The sequence below is a fragment of the Bacillus sp. MM09(2025) genome, assembly GCF_050496725.1.
GTDB classification, from domain to species: Bacteria; Bacillota; Bacilli; order Bacillales; family Bacillaceae; genus Bacillus; species Bacillus pumilus.
Window position 1 is genome coordinate 542,257 of the sequence record NZ_JBNWEN010000004.1, and the last position, 21,356, is coordinate 563,612.

20 protein-coding genes are annotated in these 21,356 nt (G+C 40.9%); 4 read left to right on the forward strand and 16 right to left on the reverse strand.

Annotated features, from left to right (window positions below; genetic code table 11):
• Nucleotides 1-103: 103 nt before the first annotated feature.
• Nucleotides 104-1,339: a pyridoxal-phosphate-dependent aminotransferase family protein gene (locus tag ACQYAC_RS09190; protein WP_058013905.1), complete on the reverse strand. Its 1,236-nt coding sequence runs from the start codon at nucleotides 1,337-1,339 to the stop codon at nucleotides 104-106.
• A 169-nt stretch (nucleotides 1,340-1,508) separates the two neighbouring features.
• On the opposite strand from ACQYAC_RS09190, the gene ACQYAC_RS09195 reads away from it, so the two are divergent.
• The gene (locus ACQYAC_RS09195) at nucleotides 1,509-2,387 is read left to right on the forward strand and encodes an endonuclease I family protein (RefSeq protein WP_180310146.1); all 879 of its coding nucleotides are present in this window, start codon (nucleotides 1,509-1,511) and stop codon (nucleotides 2,385-2,387) included.
• A 15-nt stretch (nucleotides 2,388-2,402) separates the two neighbouring features.
• Here the strand turns inward: ACQYAC_RS09195 and ACQYAC_RS09200 are convergent, their stop codons facing one another.
• The 9 genes from ACQYAC_RS09200 to ACQYAC_RS09240 all read right to left on the reverse strand — a co-directional run bounded on the left by ACQYAC_RS09200 (nucleotide 2,403) and on the right by ACQYAC_RS09240 (nucleotide 11,044).
• The gene (locus ACQYAC_RS09200; protein ID WP_429943151.1) at nucleotides 2,403-3,146 is read right to left on the reverse strand and encodes an IucA/IucC family C-terminal-domain containing protein; all 744 of its coding nucleotides are present in this window, start codon (nucleotides 3,144-3,146) and stop codon (nucleotides 2,403-2,405) included.
• A gap of 21 nt (nucleotides 3,147-3,167) precedes the next feature.
• On the reverse strand, nucleotides 3,168-4,205 hold the full coding sequence (locus ACQYAC_RS09205) for a FecCD family ABC transporter permease (RefSeq protein WP_144556492.1): 1,038 nt from the start codon (nucleotides 4,203-4,205) through the stop codon (nucleotides 3,168-3,170).
• Entirely contained in the window at nucleotides 4,198-5,214 is a 1,017-nt protein-coding gene (locus tag ACQYAC_RS09210) for a FecCD family ABC transporter permease (protein ID WP_144461841.1), read from the reverse strand. The genes ACQYAC_RS09205 and ACQYAC_RS09210 overlap by 8 nt, the downstream gene beginning before the upstream one ends.
• 70 nt (nucleotides 5,215-5,284) lie before the next feature.
• Nucleotides 5,285-6,238 (reverse strand): ABC transporter substrate-binding protein, encoded by a 954-nt coding sequence (locus tag ACQYAC_RS09215; protein WP_429943152.1) that lies wholly within the window; start codon nucleotides 6,236-6,238, stop codon nucleotides 5,285-5,287.
• A 139-nt stretch (nucleotides 6,239-6,377) separates the two neighbouring features.
• Nucleotides 6,378-7,286 carry an alpha/beta fold hydrolase gene (locus ACQYAC_RS09220; RefSeq protein WP_429943153.1) on the reverse strand — a complete coding sequence of 303 codons (909 nt, stop codon included), beginning with the start codon at nucleotides 7,284-7,286 and terminating at the stop codon, nucleotides 6,378-6,380.
• Between the two features lie 64 nt (nucleotides 7,287-7,350).
• Complete coding sequence (locus ACQYAC_RS09225) at nucleotides 7,351-8,262, reverse strand: alpha/beta hydrolase (protein WP_429943154.1); 912 nt, start codon at nucleotides 8,260-8,262, stop codon at nucleotides 7,351-7,353.
• 326 nt (nucleotides 8,263-8,588) lie between these two features.
• Nucleotides 8,589-9,017, reverse strand: a complete 429-nt coding sequence (psiE, locus tag ACQYAC_RS09230) for a phosphate-starvation-inducible protein PsiE (RefSeq protein WP_058013739.1) — start codon at nucleotides 9,015-9,017, stop codon at nucleotides 8,589-8,591.
• 37 nt (nucleotides 9,018-9,054) lie between these two features.
• Entirely contained in the window at nucleotides 9,055-10,362 is a 1,308-nt protein-coding gene (locus ACQYAC_RS09235) for a HAMP domain-containing sensor histidine kinase (RefSeq protein WP_429943155.1), read from the reverse strand.
• Nucleotides 10,349-11,044 (reverse strand): response regulator transcription factor, encoded by a 696-nt coding sequence (locus tag ACQYAC_RS09240; protein WP_429943156.1) that lies wholly within the window; start codon nucleotides 11,042-11,044, stop codon nucleotides 10,349-10,351. Before ACQYAC_RS09240 ends, ACQYAC_RS09235 begins: the two co-directional genes overlap by 14 nt.
• A 252-nt stretch (nucleotides 11,045-11,296) precedes the next feature.
• On the opposite strand from ACQYAC_RS09240, the gene ACQYAC_RS09245 reads away from it, so the two are divergent.
• The gene (locus ACQYAC_RS09245) at nucleotides 11,297-12,496 is read left to right on the forward strand and encodes a DUF418 domain-containing protein (protein WP_429943157.1); all 1,200 of its coding nucleotides are present in this window, start codon (nucleotides 11,297-11,299) and stop codon (nucleotides 12,494-12,496) included.
• A gap of 78 nt (nucleotides 12,497-12,574) precedes the next feature.
• On the opposite strand, the gene ACQYAC_RS09250 is transcribed toward ACQYAC_RS09245, so the two are convergent.
• On the reverse strand, nucleotides 12,575-13,507 hold the full coding sequence (locus ACQYAC_RS09250) for a helix-turn-helix transcriptional regulator (protein WP_429943158.1): 933 nt from the start codon (nucleotides 13,505-13,507) through the stop codon (nucleotides 12,575-12,577).
• An 83-nt stretch (nucleotides 13,508-13,590) separates the two neighbouring features.
• On the opposite strand from ACQYAC_RS09250, the gene ACQYAC_RS09255 reads away from it, so the two are divergent.
• Both ACQYAC_RS09255 and ACQYAC_RS09260 read left to right on the forward strand, forming a co-directional pair.
• Nucleotides 13,591-14,241 carry an FMN-dependent NADH-azoreductase gene (locus ACQYAC_RS09255; protein WP_429943159.1) on the forward strand — a complete coding sequence of 217 codons (651 nt, stop codon included), beginning with the start codon at nucleotides 13,591-13,593 and terminating at the stop codon, nucleotides 14,239-14,241.
• A 560-nt stretch (nucleotides 14,242-14,801) separates the two neighbouring features.
• Entirely contained in the window at nucleotides 14,802-15,227 is a 426-nt protein-coding gene (locus ACQYAC_RS09260; RefSeq protein WP_429943160.1) for a hypothetical protein, read from the forward strand.
• Between the two features lie 881 nt (nucleotides 15,228-16,108).
• On the opposite strand, the gene sufB is transcribed toward ACQYAC_RS09260, so the two are convergent.
• The 5 genes from sufB to sufC are packed head-to-tail and all read right to left on the reverse strand — an operon-like array spanning nucleotide 16,109 to nucleotide 21,297.
• A complete protein-coding gene (sufB, locus tag ACQYAC_RS09265; RefSeq protein WP_058013733.1) occupies nucleotides 16,109-17,506 on the reverse strand; it encodes a Fe-S cluster assembly protein SufB in 1,398 nt (465 codons plus the stop codon).
• A gap of 17 nt (nucleotides 17,507-17,523) precedes the next feature.
• On the reverse strand, nucleotides 17,524-17,970 hold the full coding sequence (sufU, locus tag ACQYAC_RS09270; RefSeq protein ID WP_003212941.1) for a Fe-S cluster assembly sulfur transfer protein SufU: 447 nt from the start codon (nucleotides 17,968-17,970) through the stop codon (nucleotides 17,524-17,526).
• Nucleotides 17,960-19,180, reverse strand: a complete 1,221-nt coding sequence (locus ACQYAC_RS09275) for a cysteine desulfurase (RefSeq protein WP_169055662.1) — start codon at nucleotides 19,178-19,180, stop codon at nucleotides 17,960-17,962. The genes sufU and ACQYAC_RS09275 overlap by 11 nt, the downstream gene beginning before the upstream one ends.
• Nucleotides 19,180-20,493, reverse strand: coding sequence for a Fe-S cluster assembly protein SufD (gene sufD / locus ACQYAC_RS09280; RefSeq protein WP_429943161.1), 1,314 nt, complete (start codon nucleotides 20,491-20,493; stop codon nucleotides 19,180-19,182). Before sufD ends, ACQYAC_RS09275 begins: the two co-directional genes overlap by 1 nt.
• Before the next feature lie 18 nt (nucleotides 20,494-20,511).
• A complete protein-coding gene (sufC, locus tag ACQYAC_RS09285; protein ID WP_003213654.1) occupies nucleotides 20,512-21,297 on the reverse strand; it encodes a Fe-S cluster assembly ATPase SufC in 786 nt (261 codons plus the stop codon).
• Nucleotides 21,298-21,356 lie beyond the last annotated feature (59 nt).

Sequence of the window (21,356 nt, forward strand, 5' to 3'; positions counted from 1 at the left end):
TTCTTCAGTATAGCGATATCACTGTCTATAAGTCTAGTTTTTCAAAATTTAGTTTTCTTTTCCAAATAAAAAATACCCGCAAATAGCGAGTATCCTTATGACTTTATTCACCTTGTTCATAGATAGAAAGAGCCGCCTGAAGCCCTGCACCGCAATGGATAGACGCACCATGCTTGATTAGAATTGCTTCTAGCCCTGCTAACACAAAGAGCACATTTTCTTTTCGGCAGCTATAGCCCATGGTACCAATTCTCCATATACGTCCGGCTAGCGGTCCAAAGGAGCTGGCAATTTCAATACCAAAATGCTTAAGCAAATCGGCACGTACCGCTTCTCCATCCATACCACTTGGAATCTCAATACATGTCACAACTGGCATTTTACAATGTGGATCACCGAACAATTGAAGTCCCATCGCTTCAAGACCTTTCATCAAGGCTTTCTCGTGATATGCGTGCCTTTGAAAACGCTCAGACAGACCTTCTTCCAGCACAACACGAACCCCTTCACGAAGTGCATAGAGCATCGTTGTCGCTTCTGTATGATGATTTAATCGCCTAGGGCTCCAATAATCCTGGAGCTGGCTGAGATCAAAGTAATTGCTTTTAATTGGCGAAATATCCATTTGCTCCTGCAATTCATCCTGTGTCGCAATACCCTTTTCCACTTTCTTTCTCGACTCAACGACAGCTGCCACCCGTTCATTATACGTGATAGGGGACATACCTGATGGAACTGACAAGCACTTCTGCGTACCGCCAATCGCCGCATCAATCTTCCATTCGTCCACTTTCACCTGGACCCCGCCAATGGTTGCTACAGCGTCTACAATGAACAACGCATCCAGTGCTCGGCACGCTTCACCGATTTGCTCAAGCGGCTGCAATCGACCGGTGGATGTTTCACCATGGACCATCGCAACGATTTTAGGCTTAACCTGCTTCATTTTCTGAATGATATCACTAGGGTCAAAAACCGTTCCCCATTCACATTCCATTGTATGTACATCAGCCCCATAGCGCTGTCCTATTTCAATGAGAAGATGACCGAACCGGCCAAAGACAGGCACAAGCATCGAATCTCCCGGCTCAATGACACTGGCAAGCACAGCTTCAAGCCCTGAACGAGACGTGCCATCAATTGGAAAAGCCCATTCATTTTCTGTTTGAAAAAGGGAACGCAATAAAGTCATCGTCTCATTCATGATATGTGTAAATGCTGGATCAAATTGACCGAGAATTGGCGTACTCATCACACGGAGTACCCTGGGATCTACTTCAACAGGTCCTGGTGTCATAATCGTTCTTGAAGGTATTTGTAGTTCTTTCACGTTATCCATCCTTTCCCTTGCTGTCATCCTATATGCCCACTTATACCGTAATGCTGATAAAATAGCAATCTCTTTTCCTGCGAATTTATTACATAAAATTTACGATAAATCCATTTATTTCTTTCCGACATTATGATAGAAATAAAGAGAATACATTCCCTATTAAGGAGGAAATCGAATGAAGAGAACCTTATTTGGAACTGTGGCTGCCGGAATCATGATATTCGGTACGTTAGCCGCCCCGCTGCCGCAAGCTGCGAATGCTCAAAGCTTTACTCTGAATGAACCGAGCCAAACCATCACATTTTCCCCGTTACAGCTTCAAAACGAAACATCTGCACAACAAACGAAAACAACAGCTACAAGTCAAATCGATTCCTATTATCAAACTGCTAATGGCAAATCAGGACCCGCTCTAAAGAAAGCTTTACACGACATTATTGATGATCATAAGCAGCTATCCTACAGCCAGGTTTGGGATGCCTTAAAGAAAACAGATGAAGATCCAAAGAATCCAAGCAATGTGCTCTTGCTCTATAGCGGTGTCTCTCGCTCAAAGCAAGCGAATGGCGGAAATGTTGGTCAGTGGAACCGGGAGCATGTGTGGGCTAAGTCACACGGCAATTTTGGGACAAGCCAAGGCCCAGGTACAGATCTCCATCACCTGCGGGCAACAGACGTACAAACGAATAGCACACGTGGAAATTTAGATTTTGATATGGGCGGAAATGAATACAAGGCAGCACCGGGCAATTTCTACGATAGCGACTCATTCGAACCTCATAGCCGGGTGAAAGGGGATGTGGCAAGAATGCTCTTTTATATGGCAGTGCGATACGAAGGGGATGACCGCTTTCCAGATTTAGAATTAAACGAAAAAGTGAATAATGGCAGCGCCCCTCTCCATGGCAAAATGTCCGTACTCCTCAAGTGGCACAAACAAGATCCTGTCGATCAAATCGAACGAAACCGCAACGAGATCATTTATCAAACATACCAGAACAACCGCAATCCCTTTATCGATCACCCAGAATGGGCAAGTGCGATTTGGGAATAAAAAAGAAAGGCACTGCTACGAACAAGCAGTGCCTTTCTTTTTATCAAGTGGACAGACAAGACAATAATCGAGACTCTCCGATTTTTTCTCGAGCTTATAATACATACAGCAAGTCTTTCGATTGGATGTTTCTAGTAAACTGTCATCTAAGTTTAAGCTGTGATGAAATGGATTTTGTTTTGCTCCGAATACATTCCCCGCTGCTTGCTTCAGATACAGATAGTCCTCCCGTACGCGCTGCTTCACAGCAGGGTCTTCAGCCTCCCGCATCATGCTGCGATAAAGAGAATTGATACGAACTGCTACATTCTCCCATAAAACAGAATATGGAAGTCTTGACGTGCGCTTTAATACATCTAAAAGAGGTGTAACACACTCCGTAAACAGCGCATGCACAACCTGCTCTCTCCATTTATTCCGATCTCCTTCTAATGAAACAAACGAACACAATGACTCATCAATTTCGATTTTCCGATCCTCTCTAAAGACACATGCCTCTGGTGGAAACTGATAGACACCGTCATACAGCGTCATCATGTACAAAGAGGAACTGACCGCTAAGTAGGCATAACGCTTTGAAAACATCGACGACGCTACAGCTAAATTCGGTGCATGCATCGCTTCTTTTTCAGCCTCTAATAAACGCAGGACAGATGCTTCTGAAAAAAGCGCGGCAAGTGTGCGATCAGATGTCATTGGTCCATTTGTGATGTGTACGCCGAAATCAAGTAATTCTCTCTCAACCCACTCTGGCCTCATATCAAAACCTCCATCTTTCGTTTATCGATTTCTCTGCTGGTATAACAAATAAATAAAGAACGGTGCCCCAATTGCAGCTGTGAATACACCTGCTGGTACATCTAACGGTAGAAAAGCCGTTCTAGCGACTAAATCTGCGAGCATCACGAGGATACTGCCAACAAGTGCAGATGCCGGGACAAGCGCAATGAAGGAACGTCCGATGATCATCCGTGCGACATGCGGCGCCATCAGTCCAACAAATTCAATACCGCCTGCAAAGGCAACAGCAATTCCCGCCAATGTCACACTCATCAATAGAAAGAATAGCCTTTTTGCCTGTACTTTCACCCCGAGGCCTGTTGCAAGATCATCTCCAAGCTCTTTCACATTCATCGTTCTTGCTAACACCATGACAATCGGTAAAATGATCATGATCCAAGGAAGCATCGACGTGACGTCCTTCATCGTAGAACCATATAAACTGCCTGTCAGCCAAATATATGATTTTGTCGTCGTCATCGTATCACTAAGAACAAGAGTAAACGTCACACACGCCTTCATGATGGCAGAAATCCCGATGCCCATTAGAACAAGTGTGATCGGCTTGACTCCTTTTTTCCATGAAAGCAAATAAATCAGACACGAGACGGCAAACGCCCCGGCAATCGCCCACAAGGATTGATACGCAATAGGTACAGTGCCCATCCAAAAAACAATAAACATAATCGCACCGAACGAAGCACCACTCGTAATCCCAATGATGTCAGGTGATGCAAGTGGATTGCGGATTAACCCTTGCAAAATAAGCCCTGATACCGCAAGTGCGGCTCCCACTAAGACAGCCAGCAATGTTCTTGGGATCCTCAGTGTATTAAGCACAAAGGTATTTCCCTCTCCCTGACCGATTAAATGAAGAAGCACATCCACAGGCGAAATAAATCGGCTGCCCATACAGAGACTGAGAATAAATAACCCAAAAGCAATGGCCGTCAATAAAAGTAAAATTAAAAACGTCCGCTTTGAAAATTGAAATGAAATGCGTCCGCCCTTTGAACGCACTGTATATGTTTTAGCCACCTGTCTTCAACCCCTTGCGCACGAGATAAACAAACAGAGGCGCTCCTGCTACCGCCGTCATGACACCAATCGGTACTTCCTGCGGCATGATCAGAAAACGAGCCGCAAGGTCTGCGACAAGTAATAGAGACGCCCCCACTACGGCACAATAAGGCAGTACCCAGCGGTGGTCAGGTCCGACAAGCTTTTTCACAATATGCGGCACAAGAAAACCAACAAAGCCAATTGAACCAGCAACAGCGACGGAACCACCCGCTAAAAAGACGACGAGAACCCCCATCGTGATTTTCAGCATCAGCGTACGCTGGCCAAGTCCCTTCGCAATATCATCTCCTGACAAAAGGACGTTGATGGAACGTCCAAGAAGCAGCGCCACAACTGTCGCACCTAAAATATAAGGCAAAACAGGCAGCAGCATATCAATGCTTCTTCCAGACACTGAACCCGCCATCCAGAACAGGATGCTTTGAATCGACTGTTCATTCACGATTAAAAGTCCTTGTGTAAAGGACGCAAACAGTGCAGATATTGCCGCTCCCGCAAGGACAATTTTGACCGGTGTCAATCCATCTCTTCCAATGGAACCCAAAAGAAAAACAAGCATCCCTGCAATTGCCGCACCTAGAAAGGCTGTCCACATATAGCCTGTTAATGACTCTGTTGAAAAGAAAACAATCGAAATGACGATAAAAAATAGTCCACCTGCATTAATTCCTAACAAATCTGGTGCTGCAAGCGGGTTTCTCGTTAATGCCTGCATCAGTGCACCTGAAATGGCTAGACTTGATCCAACAACAGTTGCAATTAAAGCTCTTGATAATCTGGATGTCATGACAATGACACTGTTTGGATCCGATTCATCAAATTGAAGAAACGCATGGATGGTGGCTTTGAGGGAAATGGAGGTTTGCCCAAGAGAAATGCTGAGCATAAAAAAGACCAACATCAATACGACGAATCCAACAAAAAGCAGCGCCTTGCTCGAATCCTTTTTTAATAAACTTCTCATCTGATTCCCGCTTTCAATCTGTTATGGAAAAAGGAGAAAATGGTTTTTCACATTTTCTCCTCTGTTATCCTTATTTATCAATGCCGAGACGATCATAAATATCATCAAGCATCATGTTTGCAGCAATAATACCGCCGCCCATGTTCCAAGTGATTTCATCGACTTTATGCACTTGTTTCGCTTTCACTGCGTCAAGCTGCTTCCATAAAGGATGACTCGTCCACTCTTTATATGCTTTTTCAACCGCTTTATCCTGGTCATCCATGAAGTAATAGATCACATCTGCATCCATTTGCGGAATGCTCTCTTTGTCTGTAAGTGTAATAATGTCTTGCTTTTTATCTTTGACATTCTTAGGTCCTTCAAAGCCTAGCTCTGTTAAAATGGAACCTGCGAAACCAGTTTGATAGATTCTAGCATGATCTGCACGGAAGTTCACTACAGATACACTCATTGGCCAGTTTTTGATGTCTTTTTTCGCTTTTTCTTTGAAGTCAGCGACGCGGTCATCCCACTTCGTCAGCAATTCTTTTGATTTGTCTTGCTGATTTAACGCTTCACCCATTAATTTCACTGTATCTTTAAATGTGAACACTGTTTCTGTTGCAACAGTTGGAGCGATTTCTTTCAGCTGATCAAAAATTTGCTCGTGGCGGACTTTTGATGCAATAATCAAATCTGGGTTAAGCTTTTCAATTTCCTCTAGGTTTGGCTGTATTTCCTGCCCAACAATTTTGACATCCTTTAAGTCATCTCTTAAATATTTATACGTAGGTGCTTCAAGCCATGATTCAACAACACCCACTGGTTTAATACCCATCGCGACTGCTGCATCGGTTGCTCCTTGGTACAGCGTCACCACACGTTTAGGCGATCCTTTAATTTCAGTTGAACCGATAGCGCTTTCAACGGTTCTTGCTTTTTCTTTACTATTTGACTTGCCTTCACTGCTATTGCTGCCGCAAGCTGCAAGTAAAACGATGGAGAGCACAACTATTAGCGACCAAAAAGATTTTTTGAACATGTACCTCACCTATCCATTCTATATGTAGTCATATCGTTTGATAACGATTCTCATTATCACACTATGATTTTATCATAGAAAAGGATGGTGTCAATGTAAATTTTTAAGAAAAAGGGAGAGTGTTGACTAGTTGTACATACTAAATAGAGCGATACCACATTTGGATGGTCTCGCCAATCTGTTTTCCCGCTTCGAGTAACACCGACAAATGGGTATATCCATCCAGCACTTCATAGACTGATTGTTGCTTGATCTCTTCATTTGGCAGTTCATGATAGGCAGAAAATTTTTCTATATCATACAGCTCATCCTCGCTGCCTACTATCATCGCATAGGGTCGATCAATCTTAGCAAATTGTTTTTTAGGTTCAGAAGGGGTTAAAGCAAGTGATAGATTGACGGTGATGGCTGTTAATAGAAGCGGATCCTGCTCAACTACCCATGCTGGATAATGAAAACGCACGGCTTCAGAATGACCCATCAGCATTCCTTTTGTCATAGCAGACAAAACGAATTTCCATACTTGAACGGTCGCAAAAGGAATTTGATCAGGTCTTGCAGTGTCTGATTGATAGCCAAATTCAGGTGCAATAAAAAAGTAACCGTCTACTTCTCTTTTTTTCGGCCAACATAGGTAATTTAGCAGTAATCCCGCTCCAGAAGAATGCCCGCAAAGATAAACAGCTCCTTTATGCTGCTGTTTGACTGTATCCACAAACTGCGAAATATCTTGCCACACATCTGTGACACTAGGTGTATCACCCTTTTTTCCTTCCGAATGGCCGTGACCTCTTAAATCGATTAAAAACGTATTCACATGGAAATCATGCTGAAGTGTATAGGCGATATGCTCGTAACCAGCTAGGCTGTGAGCGCCTCCACCATGAATCAAGATGACATTTGCCACGTTCTGCTTTTCTGCTAAAAATGGATAATATGCAAGGCTTGTGCCGTCGTGTGATGGCATGAATTGTCTTTCTGGAATATGAACAGGTGCTGCCTGCTGCATACTGGCAAATGAGAATGGTTCGTTCTTGGTATCTGTCAATGTTTCGCTCCTTCAAACAGAAACGAGAATGGCCAGCTGCGCTAGTCATCCTCATTCCTATATCTTATTCATTGCATTCTTTCAAAGGGAAGGTATTACTTTCAATAATCTCGACAATTTGGTTTAACGCTTTTTTTGCTTCTGGTATAGGGAAAACAGGAAACACATGATTCATTTTAGGATATTCTATATAGTTTATTGGAACCCCCTGCTTCTCTGCTATCTCTTTGAATTTACGGGCATCTGGGAGGAAGAATTCGTGAGTGCCTATAAAAACAGAAATTCGTCCCAGTGCTTTGATCTCTCCATAGATTGGACTGACTAAGTGGTGTGTTTCATCCATGTCACCCGCATATCTTTTTCCTGCTTCAATTAATAAGGCTAGATTGAGCATTGGTTCTTTTGGAACCATCGCAGCGATATCTGGGTTGCTTAATGTAACATCTAGCCATGGTGATAAAAGAATGATATTCCCAGGCTGCGGCAAGCCCTTTTTTGCCAAGTATTGAGCAAAAGCTAACGATAAACCTCCGCCAGCAGAGTCACCCATGATGACGATATTTTCAGGTGTTCCTTTCTCTAAAAGAGCTTGGTACACAGGAAGGACACTCTCGATCGCATCCATATACTGATGGTTCGGTGCTTTTGGATAAACCGGCACATACACCGTACTATTTAATTGCTTCGTCAATCGGTCTAAAAAACGCCAATGCCAAGTCAAAGGCTGTTCAATATAGCCGCCACCGTGTATAAACAATACTTGATGGTCATCCGGCTGGACATTTGATTTCAACATATACGTATCGACTGGAAACGAGTGATTTTTAGTGATTTTGTACTTATTCTTAATTTTTTCAGGCAATTCATAAGGTAATTCATTTGCCCTTCTTCGTTCTTCTAGATAATCATTTACATTGAGTTTCTTTTTCGTCAAAACAATCAGCTTTTCTACTAAAAAGCTTTGAATACTTCTCATATGATCGACCCCTGTTCATAGAATCATGATGTTCGATGTCTCTTGGAAAGAAAAGGCTTCTAAAGCATACCATAAGAATACGCACATCAAGTAAACCACTTTTGAAATAACCTTTTTATCCTGATGATCACTCATCATCACAAACAGATATTCATTAATGAACAACTGTTTATTTATTGTTACTCATATTCTACTTTTTAGACGCATGACAATCAATTGTCAATCTGATCCTAACCGTTCATTAATAGACAGATGACGACTGAATGTTCATTTCGTCAATCTCCAGACATGAAAAAAGACGAACGGTCATCATTCGTCTTCTTCCCTCACTTCACTTCTTCATTCTCCTGAACCGCATGTCGTTTACTAGCGATAAAAAGTGCAACAGTCATAGCTAAAATAGTCAGCGCCCACCAGAAGGTCGATACTGCCTCTTTATGATCGATGATAATCAAACGGATGACGGCTGTGATGCCGATATAAATAAAATAGCGAAGCGGAAAATGAAAGTTTGATTTAAAGTACTTAATAATTAAGGCAATAAACTCAAAGTACATAAAGAAGATCAGCAGCTCACCAAGCATTTCATAATAGCTTTCTCCTTTGTTGACCACATTCTTGTAGACAAATTGGACAATATACCACGTTTCACTAATTAAGAGAACGCTTAAAGCAAGAGCTAGAAAGAATAGACAAATATTCAGAAGACCTTGCAAGAGATCGGGTACTTTTTGGAAGTTGTTGAATCGTTTCATTAGATTGCCTCTCCATTCCATATTATTCATTTGTCATCTATATTTTGATGTGCCAGAATCGCAGCACGGTGTAGTAAACGCCGTTCTTTTCCATCTTTTCAAACTGCCCGTGCATGCGAGACATCATACGTTTGATGCTGCGTTCACCAAGTCCAGTGCTTTCCTGCGTGTCATTTGTCTCTTTTATCGCATTGCTGACATGGATCTCAAAGATTTCTTGGTCGGATAGAAACGTGAGATTGATGTCTTTTTTCGGGTCAGCGTATTTCAGTATGTTCGACATCAGATTATCAAACACTCGGCCCAGCTCCTCGACATTCACGGTGATATAGCTGTCTGGCAGCTCTCCTAAAAGATGAACCTTGAATGTCTCTTGCTGCAAGATCGCCACCTGATCTGATAGGAGATCGTAAATGACCTCTTTGACTGCAACGGTCTCAAGCTCAGGTTCATGTTCTTTATCAAGCAGAAAATAGGCAAACAGATTATCGGACAGATTTTTCAATTGCAGTGCTTTGTCATAAGCACTTGCTATATATTGATCTTTACGTGTATCCTCCCCAGCCGCCTCTTTTTTCGCAAACTCTAAATTCATCATTAGCGATGTCAGCGGTGTTCTCATATCGTGTGACATTTCAGTAACTAAGCTGCGGCTCTCTTCTTGCAGCTCATCGATGGCTTGAAGCTTGTCCAGAAAAGCTTTACGAAGATCCTCAATACTTTTGGCAATCATCGCTAATTCATCATGCCCTTTCACCGTCATCTCGTAATCCAGCTCACCGCCTTCAAGAATATGAATGTCTTGGTGAATCGTTTGCAGGTAGCGTAAACTTTTGCGAATGCCAAGCAGAACAATGAGGAGGAAAATAAGCGTCGCTCCGAGCAGCTCAAGTGTAAAGGCAAGATCGTGATAACGAGATGAATAGAAACCATCCACCATGACCCGGCCTTCACCGTCGCTAAACTGAACCGGATACGAATGATGCTCAGCATACTGGGTCACCTTTTCTTTTCCGTAAGCCGATTCATCAGCAGCCGAATAGATGGAGTCATATTGCAGCACTTCATCCTTGAAGATGGTCAAATTAATGTAATTCTCTTTTTTCACCCACTCACCAAACGCTTGTCGATCTGTAGAAGACAGCTCATTCTCAGACACATAGCGGCTGAATTTTTGAATATATCTAGCTGACTCCGCCTCGTAATACTCGTCTGAACTCAAATATCCGTCAATGAGGTCATTGGTGATTTTTTGCAGCGTCAAAAAGACAAGTCCACTCACAACCGTAGCTGTCAAAATCAGCAGTGCCAGCTTTTTAGCTAACGTATATTTACGATGTGCCAAATCGGTATCCTCTTCCCCATTCGGTTTTGATATATAAAGGACGTGCCGGATCATCTTCAATTTTGGCACGCAGCTTTCGAATATGCACCATCACCGTATTGTTGGAACAATAGAAATAAGGCTGTCCCCACACGCTCTCATAAATATTTTGGGCTGAAAAGATTTTGTTTCGCCTGCTCATGAGCAGCTTGAGCACACGATATTCTAAATCAGACAGCTTGATTTGTTGATTTTCTTTCCACACTTCATTAAATTCTTCGCTCACCCTCAGCTTGCCCCCAACAAGAAAAGTTTCTTCCTGTTCCTTCTTTTCCTGATAGACGGTGTACCTGCGTAATTGTGCAATCACTCTAGCATGAAGCTCCTCTTGTGAAAAAGGTTTTGTCATATAATCATCCCCGCCGGCAAGTAAGCCTTCGGTTTTATCGAATGTACCTGATTTGGCTGTTAGAAACAGAATCGGGACATTAGAAGAGGCTCTCATCTGCTGGCACGTTTCAATGCCTGATATGCCTGGCATCATCACATCCAAAATCACCAAATCGAGCGAATCGTCCACAAACTTCAATGCTTGCTCGCCATTCATCGCTCTCAGCACCTCATATCCAGCACGTGTAAGGAATTCCTGCAAAAGGTCTCCAATATCCTGATCATCTTCTACGACTAATATTCGATGTGTCATGTCTCTCTCACCTCATGATACGTGATGTACTTTCTATTATGCCTTTACTATATATCATCTAGCTATGTGAAAAGATACAGCATAAATCTTAACAGTTTATGAATTTGACCATCCTCCATCAATTTGTCACATTTATTTTCAAATAATTGGATCTTCATAAATTATTAAGAATTGGGACGTATATTGATTCATTGTAAGGATCGTTGAACTGATCCGAATGACATTTATCATAACAAGAAAAGGAGCATGGATATGAATGCAAACAAAGTAGCACACGCGATGAGTTTGAAAGATCGGATCCATTTCTTAGACATCGTACGGGGATTTGCCCTAATGGGAATTATTCTGGTGAATTACTTTTTGATTGTGGATTCGGCGAAGGGGTCCGATATGGGAGCAAATGATGTCTTTCATAACTTGGTGAATTGGTTCGCCTCAGGGAAATTCATTACGTTGTTCTCCTTCCTATTCGGGGTTGGTTTTATGATTTTTATGGATCGAGCTGCTCAGAGGGTGAACAATCCGAACAAGCTGTTTGCCCGCAGATTAACCATTCTCTTAGGATTTGGCCTTCTGCATTTAACTTTTGTTTGGATTGGTGATATTTTGGCCTATTATGCAGTCGCTGGCTTTTTATTGCTTTTCTTTTACAAACGCACAGCCAAAACCATCGGATACTGGTTGATCGCACTCTTTGTCATTCAATTGCTCACGCCCTTTTTCACGATGCTGCTCAATACCGTCAGTTCAGGACCATCAGGCAAGCCGGACTTTGCTGATTTTGAATTAATCAGCCACAACAGTCTGACTTATTTAGCATCTATCGGTGATCGGTGGACAGATATGGTCACGATGGCTTCCAGTTCTTTTTCTACTGTCTATTCCATGTTCTTCATGTTTTTACTAGGTGTGTATTTTGTGAAAATGGCGTTTTTCAAAAACATGGAGGCGAAAAAAGCGATTTGGAATCGCATTTGGATCATTTGTACAATCGCTTTTCTCATCACCCAAGGCAGTACGATCATAGCAGCGATCAATCCTCTTGAAAATACAGTCTGGGCGAACATTGCCACTGCTCTGGAACAAAACGGGGGATTAACTGGCAGTATGTTTTATATGAGTACACTTGCGATGCTGTTTCTGCACGTTCCTCAGCTGCGAGGTGCTTTAATGGTCTTTACAAAAGTCGGACGGATGTCCCTGACCTGTTATTTGCTTCACTCGATCATTGGAACGATGCTATTTCTAAAGTATGGAGCAGGGCTTGTCGATCATCTCCAGCCGGCTGGTACGTTCTTTATAGCTATTGGCGTATATGTCTTCCTTGCGCTTTTCAGTACGTTTTGGTTAAAGCGCTTTAAGTATGGACCGATGGAATTTATTTGGCGTCAGCTGACGTATGGGAAGGTCAATGACAGATCGAAAACCAATATATTTCATGCGGCGAAGTAAAAGAAAAAAGGCGAATGGCTACAGTTCGCCTTTTTTAATATGTGAAGTTTTTGTGATTCAGAGACAATTCGTTCACTTTCAATACTGATCCATCATTTCTTGCAATTGAGTCAAATAACTCTTTTTTAATTCATCTGGGTATTCAATTTTTACATGTTTCCCAAATGAGATCAAATAATGAGTCATATACGATAATTCTTCTTGGTTGTACCCACCCATAATATAAGGAGTATCATCAACGATCTCTAATCTCATATTCGGATAATGATTCTTCAGAAACTTTTCTTTTCCTTGTTCCGTTAATCGACATTTAAATGAGATATCATGATAAGTTTTTTCGTACTCGACCTGCATTGCTTTTAATTCTTCCTTCGTAAAGGTGTCACTGCCTTCTTCTTCAATGATCAAGTCCTTCATAAAATCACATCTATAGATGCCCCACTTTTTATTTTGAACATCATATGCTTTGGTGAACCAAATCCCATTTCGATAAAATAACTCAAGAAATTGCAGCCTGATCCTTTTATTTTCATATTGAGTGTACGTCATCTTCACGATTTGATCTTCCATCATCGCCTGTAAAATCAATTCCAAATGATTTTGTTCACTAACTGGTGCGACATTATAGTAATGAATCACTTCCAAAGTCTCCGTAATCATTTGTTTTCTCTCATCAGACATTGTGGCAAACAGCTTTTGCCGAATTTGTGAGTAGGACTTTTTAAATGGTGTGGCTGACACCAGATCTAGCGCTTTAAGCGCGAAAAAAATAGCTTGAACTTCATCGATATTGAAATAAATAGGGACCATTGGAGATTGTTTCACCAGTCGATATCCTCCATGTCTGCCATTTTCAACATAAAAAGCTAAACCCATGGACTCTAGTTCTTCCATATCTCTCAACGCCGTACGTTTCGATATACCAAATTCGGTTTCTAAATCCTTTAATTGAAAAGAGTACTTATCACTTAAAAAAATAAGTTCCTGATTTAATCGTTCTGATTTTTTCATTTGTTTTTCCTTTTGAAAAAGGTGACATGTTTTGTCACCTTTATATTTTATACTCAGTTTATCAAAAGAAAAGGAGCATGTATATGCAAACATTAATTATTAACGCGCACCCTGATTTCACTCATCGAGAAAGTTATTCACACAAACTGCAAACACTATTTTTAGAACATTTTAAAGAAAGATTCCCTCATGAAGAACCAACAATGTTACATTTACATGAAACTGAAATTCCTCGTATCGAAAAAGACCAGCTGCTACGTATTTGGAATAAACAAGCATCCGAACAAACATTAACAACTGCCGAAGAAAAAATTGCTGCTGCTTCATCTGCTTTATTGGCTCAATTCAAAGCACATCATCGAATCGTGATTGTATCACCTGTTCATAATTTCAATGTGACGTCACGTATGAAAGATTATATAGATAATATCTTGATTGCTAGAGAAACGTTTAAATATACAGAAGATGGTTCAGTTGGTCTGATGACAGACGATTATCGTGTACTTTTGCTTCAAGCAAGCGGCTCAATTTTCACAAATAACGATCGATACACACCTCTGGAATTTTCACATTACTACCTAAAAGAAATATTCCAAAACTTAATGGGCTTTCAACAATTTCATATTGTCCGAGCACAAGGAACAGCGATTTTAGAAGAAGAAACGATCTTGACAGCTGCAGCTGACGATTTGTCTAAAGCCTTTGATGCGTTTTACTCACCTAGCGGGATGTAAGATCTGTTTTTTCAAAAACAAAAAGACCAAAAACGTTTGATATCACGTTTTTGGTCTTTTTTATTATTAACCGATTGAACCTTCCATTTCGACACGAAAGAAATACCTAATGGGGCAAGAAACTGAATAATATGAAGGGTTGCAACCCCTTCTTTTTATCACGAAAATAGAAGGCACAGCATTGCACTTGCACGTCGTTTACAATCCATCTTCACCGACTTTTTTCAATTCAGTTTGAACAAATATAGTCTGACAACGATTAACCGTATTTTCAGTTAACAAATTTTTTCTTCATTATGAAAAAATTACTCAATTTACTCGAAACGCTACGCAAAAGGATAGACAGTGTGACGAATAAACAATAAAAGACCAGGTACTCAATTTTCAAATTAGCGCCTATTTATTATTTTGCCGACTAATCAATAATTTCTCTACCTATGCCTTAAGATCCTGATTAGCATATCTATCAATTAAATAAACCCAATTATTAGTTTGATAACCAAAAATATTCATGTTATCATAAAATTGTAATGTTTTACAATTATAGGAGGTTTTTGTTTATGAAAAAATTATTACTCGTTCTTGTTATTTCTCTAGGGCTGTTTAGTGGATTAACTAGTAATGTATCTGCTGCTGAAAATAACAATCAAAATCAAACTCATTCTACTATCATGAACACATCTAACAGTATTCATGAAAAAGCTTTTGAACTAAAAAATAACAGTAGAGGTCAATTTTTTACCTACAAGTCTAACCCTATTAAATATTTCAAATTTTATTTTACTGGCTCTGACGGCGTCACTGTACTAGTTGATAGTAAATATTCTCATAAAGTCAGCATATTGAATGGAAAATTCATTCAAGTTGGATTAACAAACATAGCACTCGCTCCAGATCTAACTTATGGTTGGAATTATATTGAAATAGTAGATACAAGACCTCGTATTGGAGCATCTTACTTTAATTTAGAAATAAATTGGCTTTAATTTGTAAGTACATATTTAGAAAAATACTTTTAATTATTTAGTTAAATTTGTAAATATAAGACCAAGACAGCAATTAAGCTAGCTTGGTCTTGCTTTACTTATTACGTCTTTGTTGATGTAATATACAAACCTACTAAACGGTCATTTAACATTCTTCAAATTGTATATACTTTAAGTTTCGAATTAGAAATTATAGTCTTTTTAACATCTATTGTAATCAAACCTTCACTTATATTTACTTCGTTGTGCAATGATAAATTTAAATTCCTCAAAATCACCACTTATCATAGTGCTATTATCGAATTTTCTCCAACTAAGATTTATCAATCACCTTTTTATCGAATTCTTGTTGAATATAATGACGTACTGCCCATCCAACAGATAGACGTTTCAGCGAAAGATAATGTTGAAATAAAGATGAAGTAAAATTTTATAGTTTGGATGAATTAAAACAAATACTCGATTACATGAAAACCTATAAGCACCGACGATGCAAAGATTATCAATTGTATTATATGTTATATACTTTTTGAGCGAAACAGACTTACATAAAATCATTAAATAAAATTAATGATAATATTTTCTCTCAAAATTACCTTGGCAATTATTTAACACCTTCTACAGTACGTTAAACTATTGTAAAAAAAGGCTGGGGTAGATTATAAAGAAACGCACTGTTTAGACAAACCCACTCAGTTTTACTTTTAGAATCAGGAGCCAGCTTAAAATTTGTTTCTAACCGATAGAAATTACTGAAAATAGAAGAAGACGAACTAAAAAAAGTTCGCCTCCTATACAAAAGATAGAATCTGAATCGGCACCGGCCGATTTTCATTATTCTTTCAAAACCTCTAATACACTTAGCAGGCCTTTCAGGTGTATTACCCAATAGAACCTTCCATTTCAAACTTAATCAAACGGTTCATTTCAACGGCGTATTCCATTGGTAGTTCTTTTGTGAATGGCTCGATGAAGCCCATGACGATCATTTCTGTTGCTTCTTCTTCAGAAATTCCGCGGCTCATCAAGTAGAATAGCTGCTCTTCTGATACTTTTGATACCTTCGCTTCGTGCTCTAATGAAATGTTGTCGTTTAGGATTTCATTGTAAGGAATCGTATCAGATGTTGATTTGTTATCCATGATGAGTGTGTCACACTCGATGTTTGAGCGTGCACCCTCTGCTTTACGTCCGAAATGAACGATTCCACGGTATGTGACTTTACCGCCTTGTTTCGAAATTGATTTCGATACGATCGTTGAAGAAGTGTTTGGTGCAAGGTGAATCATTTTCGCACCTGCATCTTGGTGCTGACCTTTACCTGCTAGGGCAATACTTAATGTCATCCCACGAGCGCCTTCACCTTTTAGGATGACCGCTGGGTATTTCATTGTCAGCTTAGAACCGATGTTTCCATCAATCCATTCCATCGTTGCATTTTCTTCACATACTGTACGTTTCGTCACAAGGTTGAAGACGTTGTTTGCCCAGTTTTGAATCGTTGTATAACGGCAGTAGCCGCCTTTTTTCACGATGATTTCAACAACCGCACTGTGAAGTGAGTTTGTTGTGTAAACTGGAGCTGTACAGCCTTCTACGTAATGCACATGTGCGCCTTCATCAACGATAATCAGTGTACGCTCGAACTGACCCATGTTTTCAGAGTTGATACGGAAGTATGCTTGAAGTGGAGTATCTACTTTTATCCCTTTTGGTACGTAGATAAATGAACCACCAGACCATACAGCCGAGTTAAGCGCAGCAAATTTGTTGTCAGTCGGCGGAATGACCTTTGCCCAGTGCTCACGGAAGATGTCTTCGTTTTCTTTTAATGCGCTGTCTGTATCTTTAAACACAATGCCTAGATCTTCAAGGTCTTGCTTCATGTTGTGATACACAACTTCAGATTCATACTGAGCAGATACACCTGCTAAGTACTTTTGCTCTGCTTCTGGGATCCCAAGCTTATCAAAGGTTTGTTTGATTTCTTCTGGTACTTCATCCCAAGAACGCTCAGAGCGCTCTGATGGCTTTACGTAGTACGTAATTTCATCAAAGTTTAATGCATTTAAATCTCCGCCCCATTGTGGCATCGGCATGTTGTAAAAGTGCTCAAGAGATTTCAATCGGAAGTCGAGCATCCACTGAGGCTCTTCTTTCATACGAGAAATTTCTTCAACGATCTCTTTTGTCAGTCCGCGCTCTGAACGGAAAATGGAAACGTCTTTATCAGAAAAGCCGTATTTATATTCACCAACATCTGGCATTTTTTTAGCCATCCATTTTCACTCCAATCTTATGATTTGCCGTTATCTTCGGCAGATGCGCCTTTTTCAAGCGCCTTCCATGATAATGTTGCACATTTGATGCGGGCAGGGAATTTTGCCACTCCCTGCAGCGCCTCAATGTCACCAAGATCAATGGAATCGTCGTATTCTTTTCCTAGCATCATATCGGAGAAAATCTGAGACATTTTCAAAGCTGTTTCAATATCTTTCCCTTTAATCGCCTGCGTCATCATAGAGGCAGATGCCATTGAAATCGAGCATCCTTCTCCTTCAAATTTCGCATCCATGACTTTTTCGTCTTCGATTTTCATCGTGAGACGAATGCGGTCACCACACGTTGGGTTGTTCATATCGACGACAATGCTGTCGTTTAACACACCTTTGTTTCTCGGATTTTTATAATGATCCATAATCACTTGTCTGTACAGTGTGTCTAAGTTTACATTAAAAGACATTCGTAAAATACTCCTTTGTCTTACGGAGCGCTGCAATGAGTTGGTCAATCTCTTCTTCTGTATTATACAGATAGAAGCTTGCTCTTGCAGTCGCTGATACACCAAGCCATTTCATGAGCGGCTGTGCACAGTGGTGTCCAGCACGAATGGCGACACCTTCCGTATCTAGAACAGTAGACGCATCATGCGGATGGACGTCATCTAAGTTAAACGTCACAAGCCCAGCTCGGTGCTGCGGTCCATAAACAGTCGCACCGTCAAGCTCTTTAAAGCGCTCAAGCGCGTAAGTCGCAAGCTGATGCTCGTAACGGCTGACTTCCTCCATACCGATGTCATTTAAGAAGTCAATCGCTTTTCCTAGTCCAACTGCTCCAGCAATAATCGGTGTTCCCGCTTCAAATTTCCACGGTAGCTCTTTCCATGTGGAATCATACAGATCCACAAAGTCGATCATTTCACCGCCAAACTCAGCAGGCTCCATATTATTCAAAAGGTCCTTCTTCCCGTAAAGTACACCAATGCCAGTCGGTCCACACATTTTATGTCCAGAGAATGCGAAAAAGTCACAATCTAGATCCTGAACATCAATTTGCATATGCGGTGTGCTCTGCGCACCATCGACAACGATAATAGCACCGTGATCGTGGGCAATCTTTGCGATTTCTTTAATCGGGTTGATGGTTCCTAATACGTTTGAGACATGTGTAACAGCGACGATTTTCGTTTGATGTGTGATCGTTTGCTTCACATCTTCAAGCGATAGCGTGCCGTCTTCCTGTAACGGAATGTATTTCAATGTGGCGCCAGTTGCTTTTGCTGCTTGCTGCCAAGGGATGATATTCGCATGGTGCTCCATGTGCGTAATGACAATCTCATCGCCTTCTTTGAGGTTTGCTCTAGCATAGCTGATCGCCACTGTGTTTAGTGCAGTTGTTGTACCTCTAGTAAAAATAATCTCCTGGACAGATGAAGCACGGATGAATGCACGAACTTTCTCTCTCGCACCCTCGTATGCGTCCGTTGCTCTTGTACCAAGGGTATGAACACCCCGGTGGACGTTCGAGTTGTAAGACCGGTAATACTCATTCATTGCATCAATGACCACTCTTGGTTTTTGAGAAGTCGCTGCACTGTCCAAATACACCAAATCATGTCCGTTCACTTGCTGATGAAGGATTGGAAATTGCTCACGAACGTCTTTGATATTCATTATTTTACTTTCCTTTCAATCACAGAAACGAGCTGCTTTTTAACTCCTTCAATCGGCAGTTCTTTGACAACTGGATTTAAGAAGCCATAAATCACAAGTCTTTCTGCATCTTCTTTGGAAATCCCGCGGCTCATGAGGTAATACAGTTGAATTGGATCGACACGTCCAACAGAAGCAGCATGCCCCGCTGTTACATCATCCTCATCAATTAATAGAATTGGGTTTGCATCACCGCGTGCTTTCTCACTCAGCATGAGAACACGTGATTCCTGCTCGGCATTTGACTTTGTTGCGCCATGCTCAATTTTACCAATTCCGTTAAAGATAGAGGATGCTTGATCCTTCATCACACCATGCTTCAAGATATATCCTTCAGAGTTTTTACCGAAGTGGATGATGCTTGTTGTAAAGTTTTCCGTTTGATTCCCGCGACCAACAACAACTGATTTTGTATCACCGAATGTACCGTCGCCCATAAGCTTTGTGATGTTTTCAGACACGACGTTTCCATCATTCATCAAGCCAAGCGCCCATTCGATTTTACTGTCACGGCCATTTGCCATACCGCGTCTATTCACATAGACTGTGACACCTTCTGAAAGGTTATCTACTGCGCCGTAAGTAACGCGGGCATTAGCACCCGTGAACACTTCGGACACGATATTGAAGATTGCTTCTTCAGGTTTTGCTGTACTGATGTAGTTTTCTACATATGTCACTGCACTATGATCGTCTGCTACGACGATGACATGGTTGAACAAAGTCGTGTCGTCATTTTCATGCAGGTAGACGGCTTGAATTGGTGCTTCAAGTTCTACATTTTTCGGTACATAGAGGAAAGCTCCACCATTCACTAAAGCAGCATGTAAAGCTGTTAGTTTATGCTCATCTACTTTCACTGCATCCGTCATGAAGTATTTCTTCACTAAATCACCATGTTCGCGAAGCGCTGTATGAAGATCAGTGAAGATCACGCCTTTGTCTTTCGCTTCTGTTGAAAGAGACAAGTAGGCTGGCGTTTGATCACGCTGAATATAGACTGTCTTATCCGTGTCCTCTAAATCAATGAGAGATTTCACTTCTTCAGGAAGCTCTTCTAATGATCCAAATGGCTCACTTTCGACTGTATGCTGTTTGAAATTGGTTAAATTCCATTTAGAAATATTCGTTTTGTCAGGCTTTGGCATTGGAAGGTCTTCTGCTTTTTCAAGAGCCTGTAAGCGAAGGGAACTCATCCATGCCGGTTCCTGATGCTTCTCGGAGAAGCTTTTGACATAATCTTGATCTACTGATAATTTCGTTTCTAATGTCATCAATAATCCTCCTAACGCTTACGCTTCTTGACCAACAGTTTCGTCTTCAATTCCTAACTCTTTTTTAATCCAGTCATAGCCTTCTGCTTCTAGACGCTGTGCAAGCTCTGGTCCGCCAGATTTCACGATACGTCCTTGCATCATGACATGAACATGATCTGGTGTGATGTAGTTCAGTAGACGCTGATAGTGAGTGATCATTAAGCAGCCGAAGCTTTCGCCGCGCATTCTGTTAATTCCTTTAGAAACCACTTTCAACGCATCGATATCAAGACCAGAATCGATTTCGTCAAGAATGGCGATTTTTGGTTCAATCATCATTAATTGAAGAATTTCGTTGCGTTTTTTCTCCCCGCCTGAGAAACCTTCGTTTAGGTAGCGCTGCGCCATGTCTGGGTCCATTTCAAGGAACTCCATGTTTTCGTCCATTTTGCGGATAAATTTCATAAGAGAGATTTCATCGCCTTCTTCTCTGCGAGCGTTAATAGCAGAACGAAGGAAGTCCGCATTTGTCACACCACTAATTTCAGATGGGTATTGCATTGCAAGGAAAAGACCTGCTTGAGCGCGCTCATCTACTTCCATTTCAAGTACATCTTCGCCATCAAGCAAAATGCTGCCTTTTGTTACTTCATATTTAGGGTGACCCATAATTGCAGCAGATAAAGTTGATTTACCTGTACCGTTTGGTCCCATTACTGCGTGGAATTCTCCACCTTTTATCTCGAGGTTTACACCCTTTAAGATTTCTTTCCCTTCAATCTCAACGTGCAAGTCCTTAATTGTTAATGTCGAAGCAGTCATATATCGATACCTCCAAAATAATCATTATTCTCAATTTATTCTCATTCTAATTTTATAAC

Bases quoted from the DNA above. Each gene is read 5' to 3' on its own strand.
- ACQYAC_RS09210 (WP_144461841.1), bottom strand. From the start codon at position 5,214: ATGAGAAGTTTATTAAAAAAGGATTCGAGCAAGGCGCTGCTTTTTGTT.
- ACQYAC_RS09245 (WP_429943157.1), top strand. From the start codon at position 11,297: ATGAATGCAAACAAAGTAGCACACGCGATGAGTTTGAAAGATCGGATC.
- psiE (WP_058013739.1), bottom strand. From the start codon at position 9,017: ATGAAACGATTCAACAACTTCCAAAAAGTACCCGATCTCTTGCAAGGT.
- sufC (WP_003213654.1), bottom strand. From the start codon at position 21,297: ATGACTGCTTCGACATTAACAATTAAGGACTTGCACGTTGAGATTGAA.
- ACQYAC_RS09215 (WP_429943152.1), bottom strand. From the start codon at position 6,238: ATGTTCAAAAAATCTTTTTGGTCGCTAATAGTTGTGCTCTCCATCGTT.
- ACQYAC_RS09240 (WP_429943156.1), bottom strand. From the start codon at position 11,044: ATGACACATCGAATATTAGTCGTAGAAGATGATCAGGATATTGGAGAC.
- sufU (WP_003212941.1), bottom strand. From the start codon at position 17,970: ATGTCTTTTAATGTAAACTTAGACACACTGTACAGACAAGTGATTATG.
- ACQYAC_RS09200 (WP_429943151.1), bottom strand. From the start codon at position 3,146: ATGAGGCCAGAGTGGGTTGAGAGAGAATTACTTGATTTCGGCGTACAC.
- sufD (WP_429943161.1), bottom strand. From the start codon at position 20,493: ATGACATTAGAAACGAAATTATCAGTAGATCAAGATTATGTCAAAAGC.
- sufB (WP_058013733.1), bottom strand. From the start codon at position 17,506: ATGGCTAAAAAAATGCCAGATGTTGGTGAATATAAATACGGCTTTTCT.
- ACQYAC_RS09260 (WP_429943160.1), top strand. From the start codon at position 14,802: ATGAAAAAATTATTACTCGTTCTTGTTATTTCTCTAGGGCTGTTTAGT.
- ACQYAC_RS09255 (WP_429943159.1), top strand. From the start codon at position 13,591: ATGCAAACATTAATTATTAACGCGCACCCTGATTTCACTCATCGAGAA.
- ACQYAC_RS09190 (WP_058013905.1), bottom strand. From the start codon at position 1,339: ATGGATAACGTGAAAGAACTACAAATACCTTCAAGAACGATTATGACA.
- ACQYAC_RS09225 (WP_429943154.1), bottom strand. From the start codon at position 8,262: ATGAGAAGTATTCAAAGCTTTTTAGTAGAAAAGCTGATTGTTTTGACG.
- ACQYAC_RS09250 (WP_429943158.1), bottom strand. From the start codon at position 13,507: ATGAAAAAATCAGAACGATTAAATCAGGAACTTATTTTTTTAAGTGAT.
- ACQYAC_RS09195 (WP_180310146.1), top strand. From the start codon at position 1,509: ATGAAGAGAACCTTATTTGGAACTGTGGCTGCCGGAATCATGATATTC.
- ACQYAC_RS09275 (WP_169055662.1), bottom strand. From the start codon at position 19,180: ATGAATATCAAAGACGTTCGTGAGCAATTTCCAATCCTTCATCAGCAA.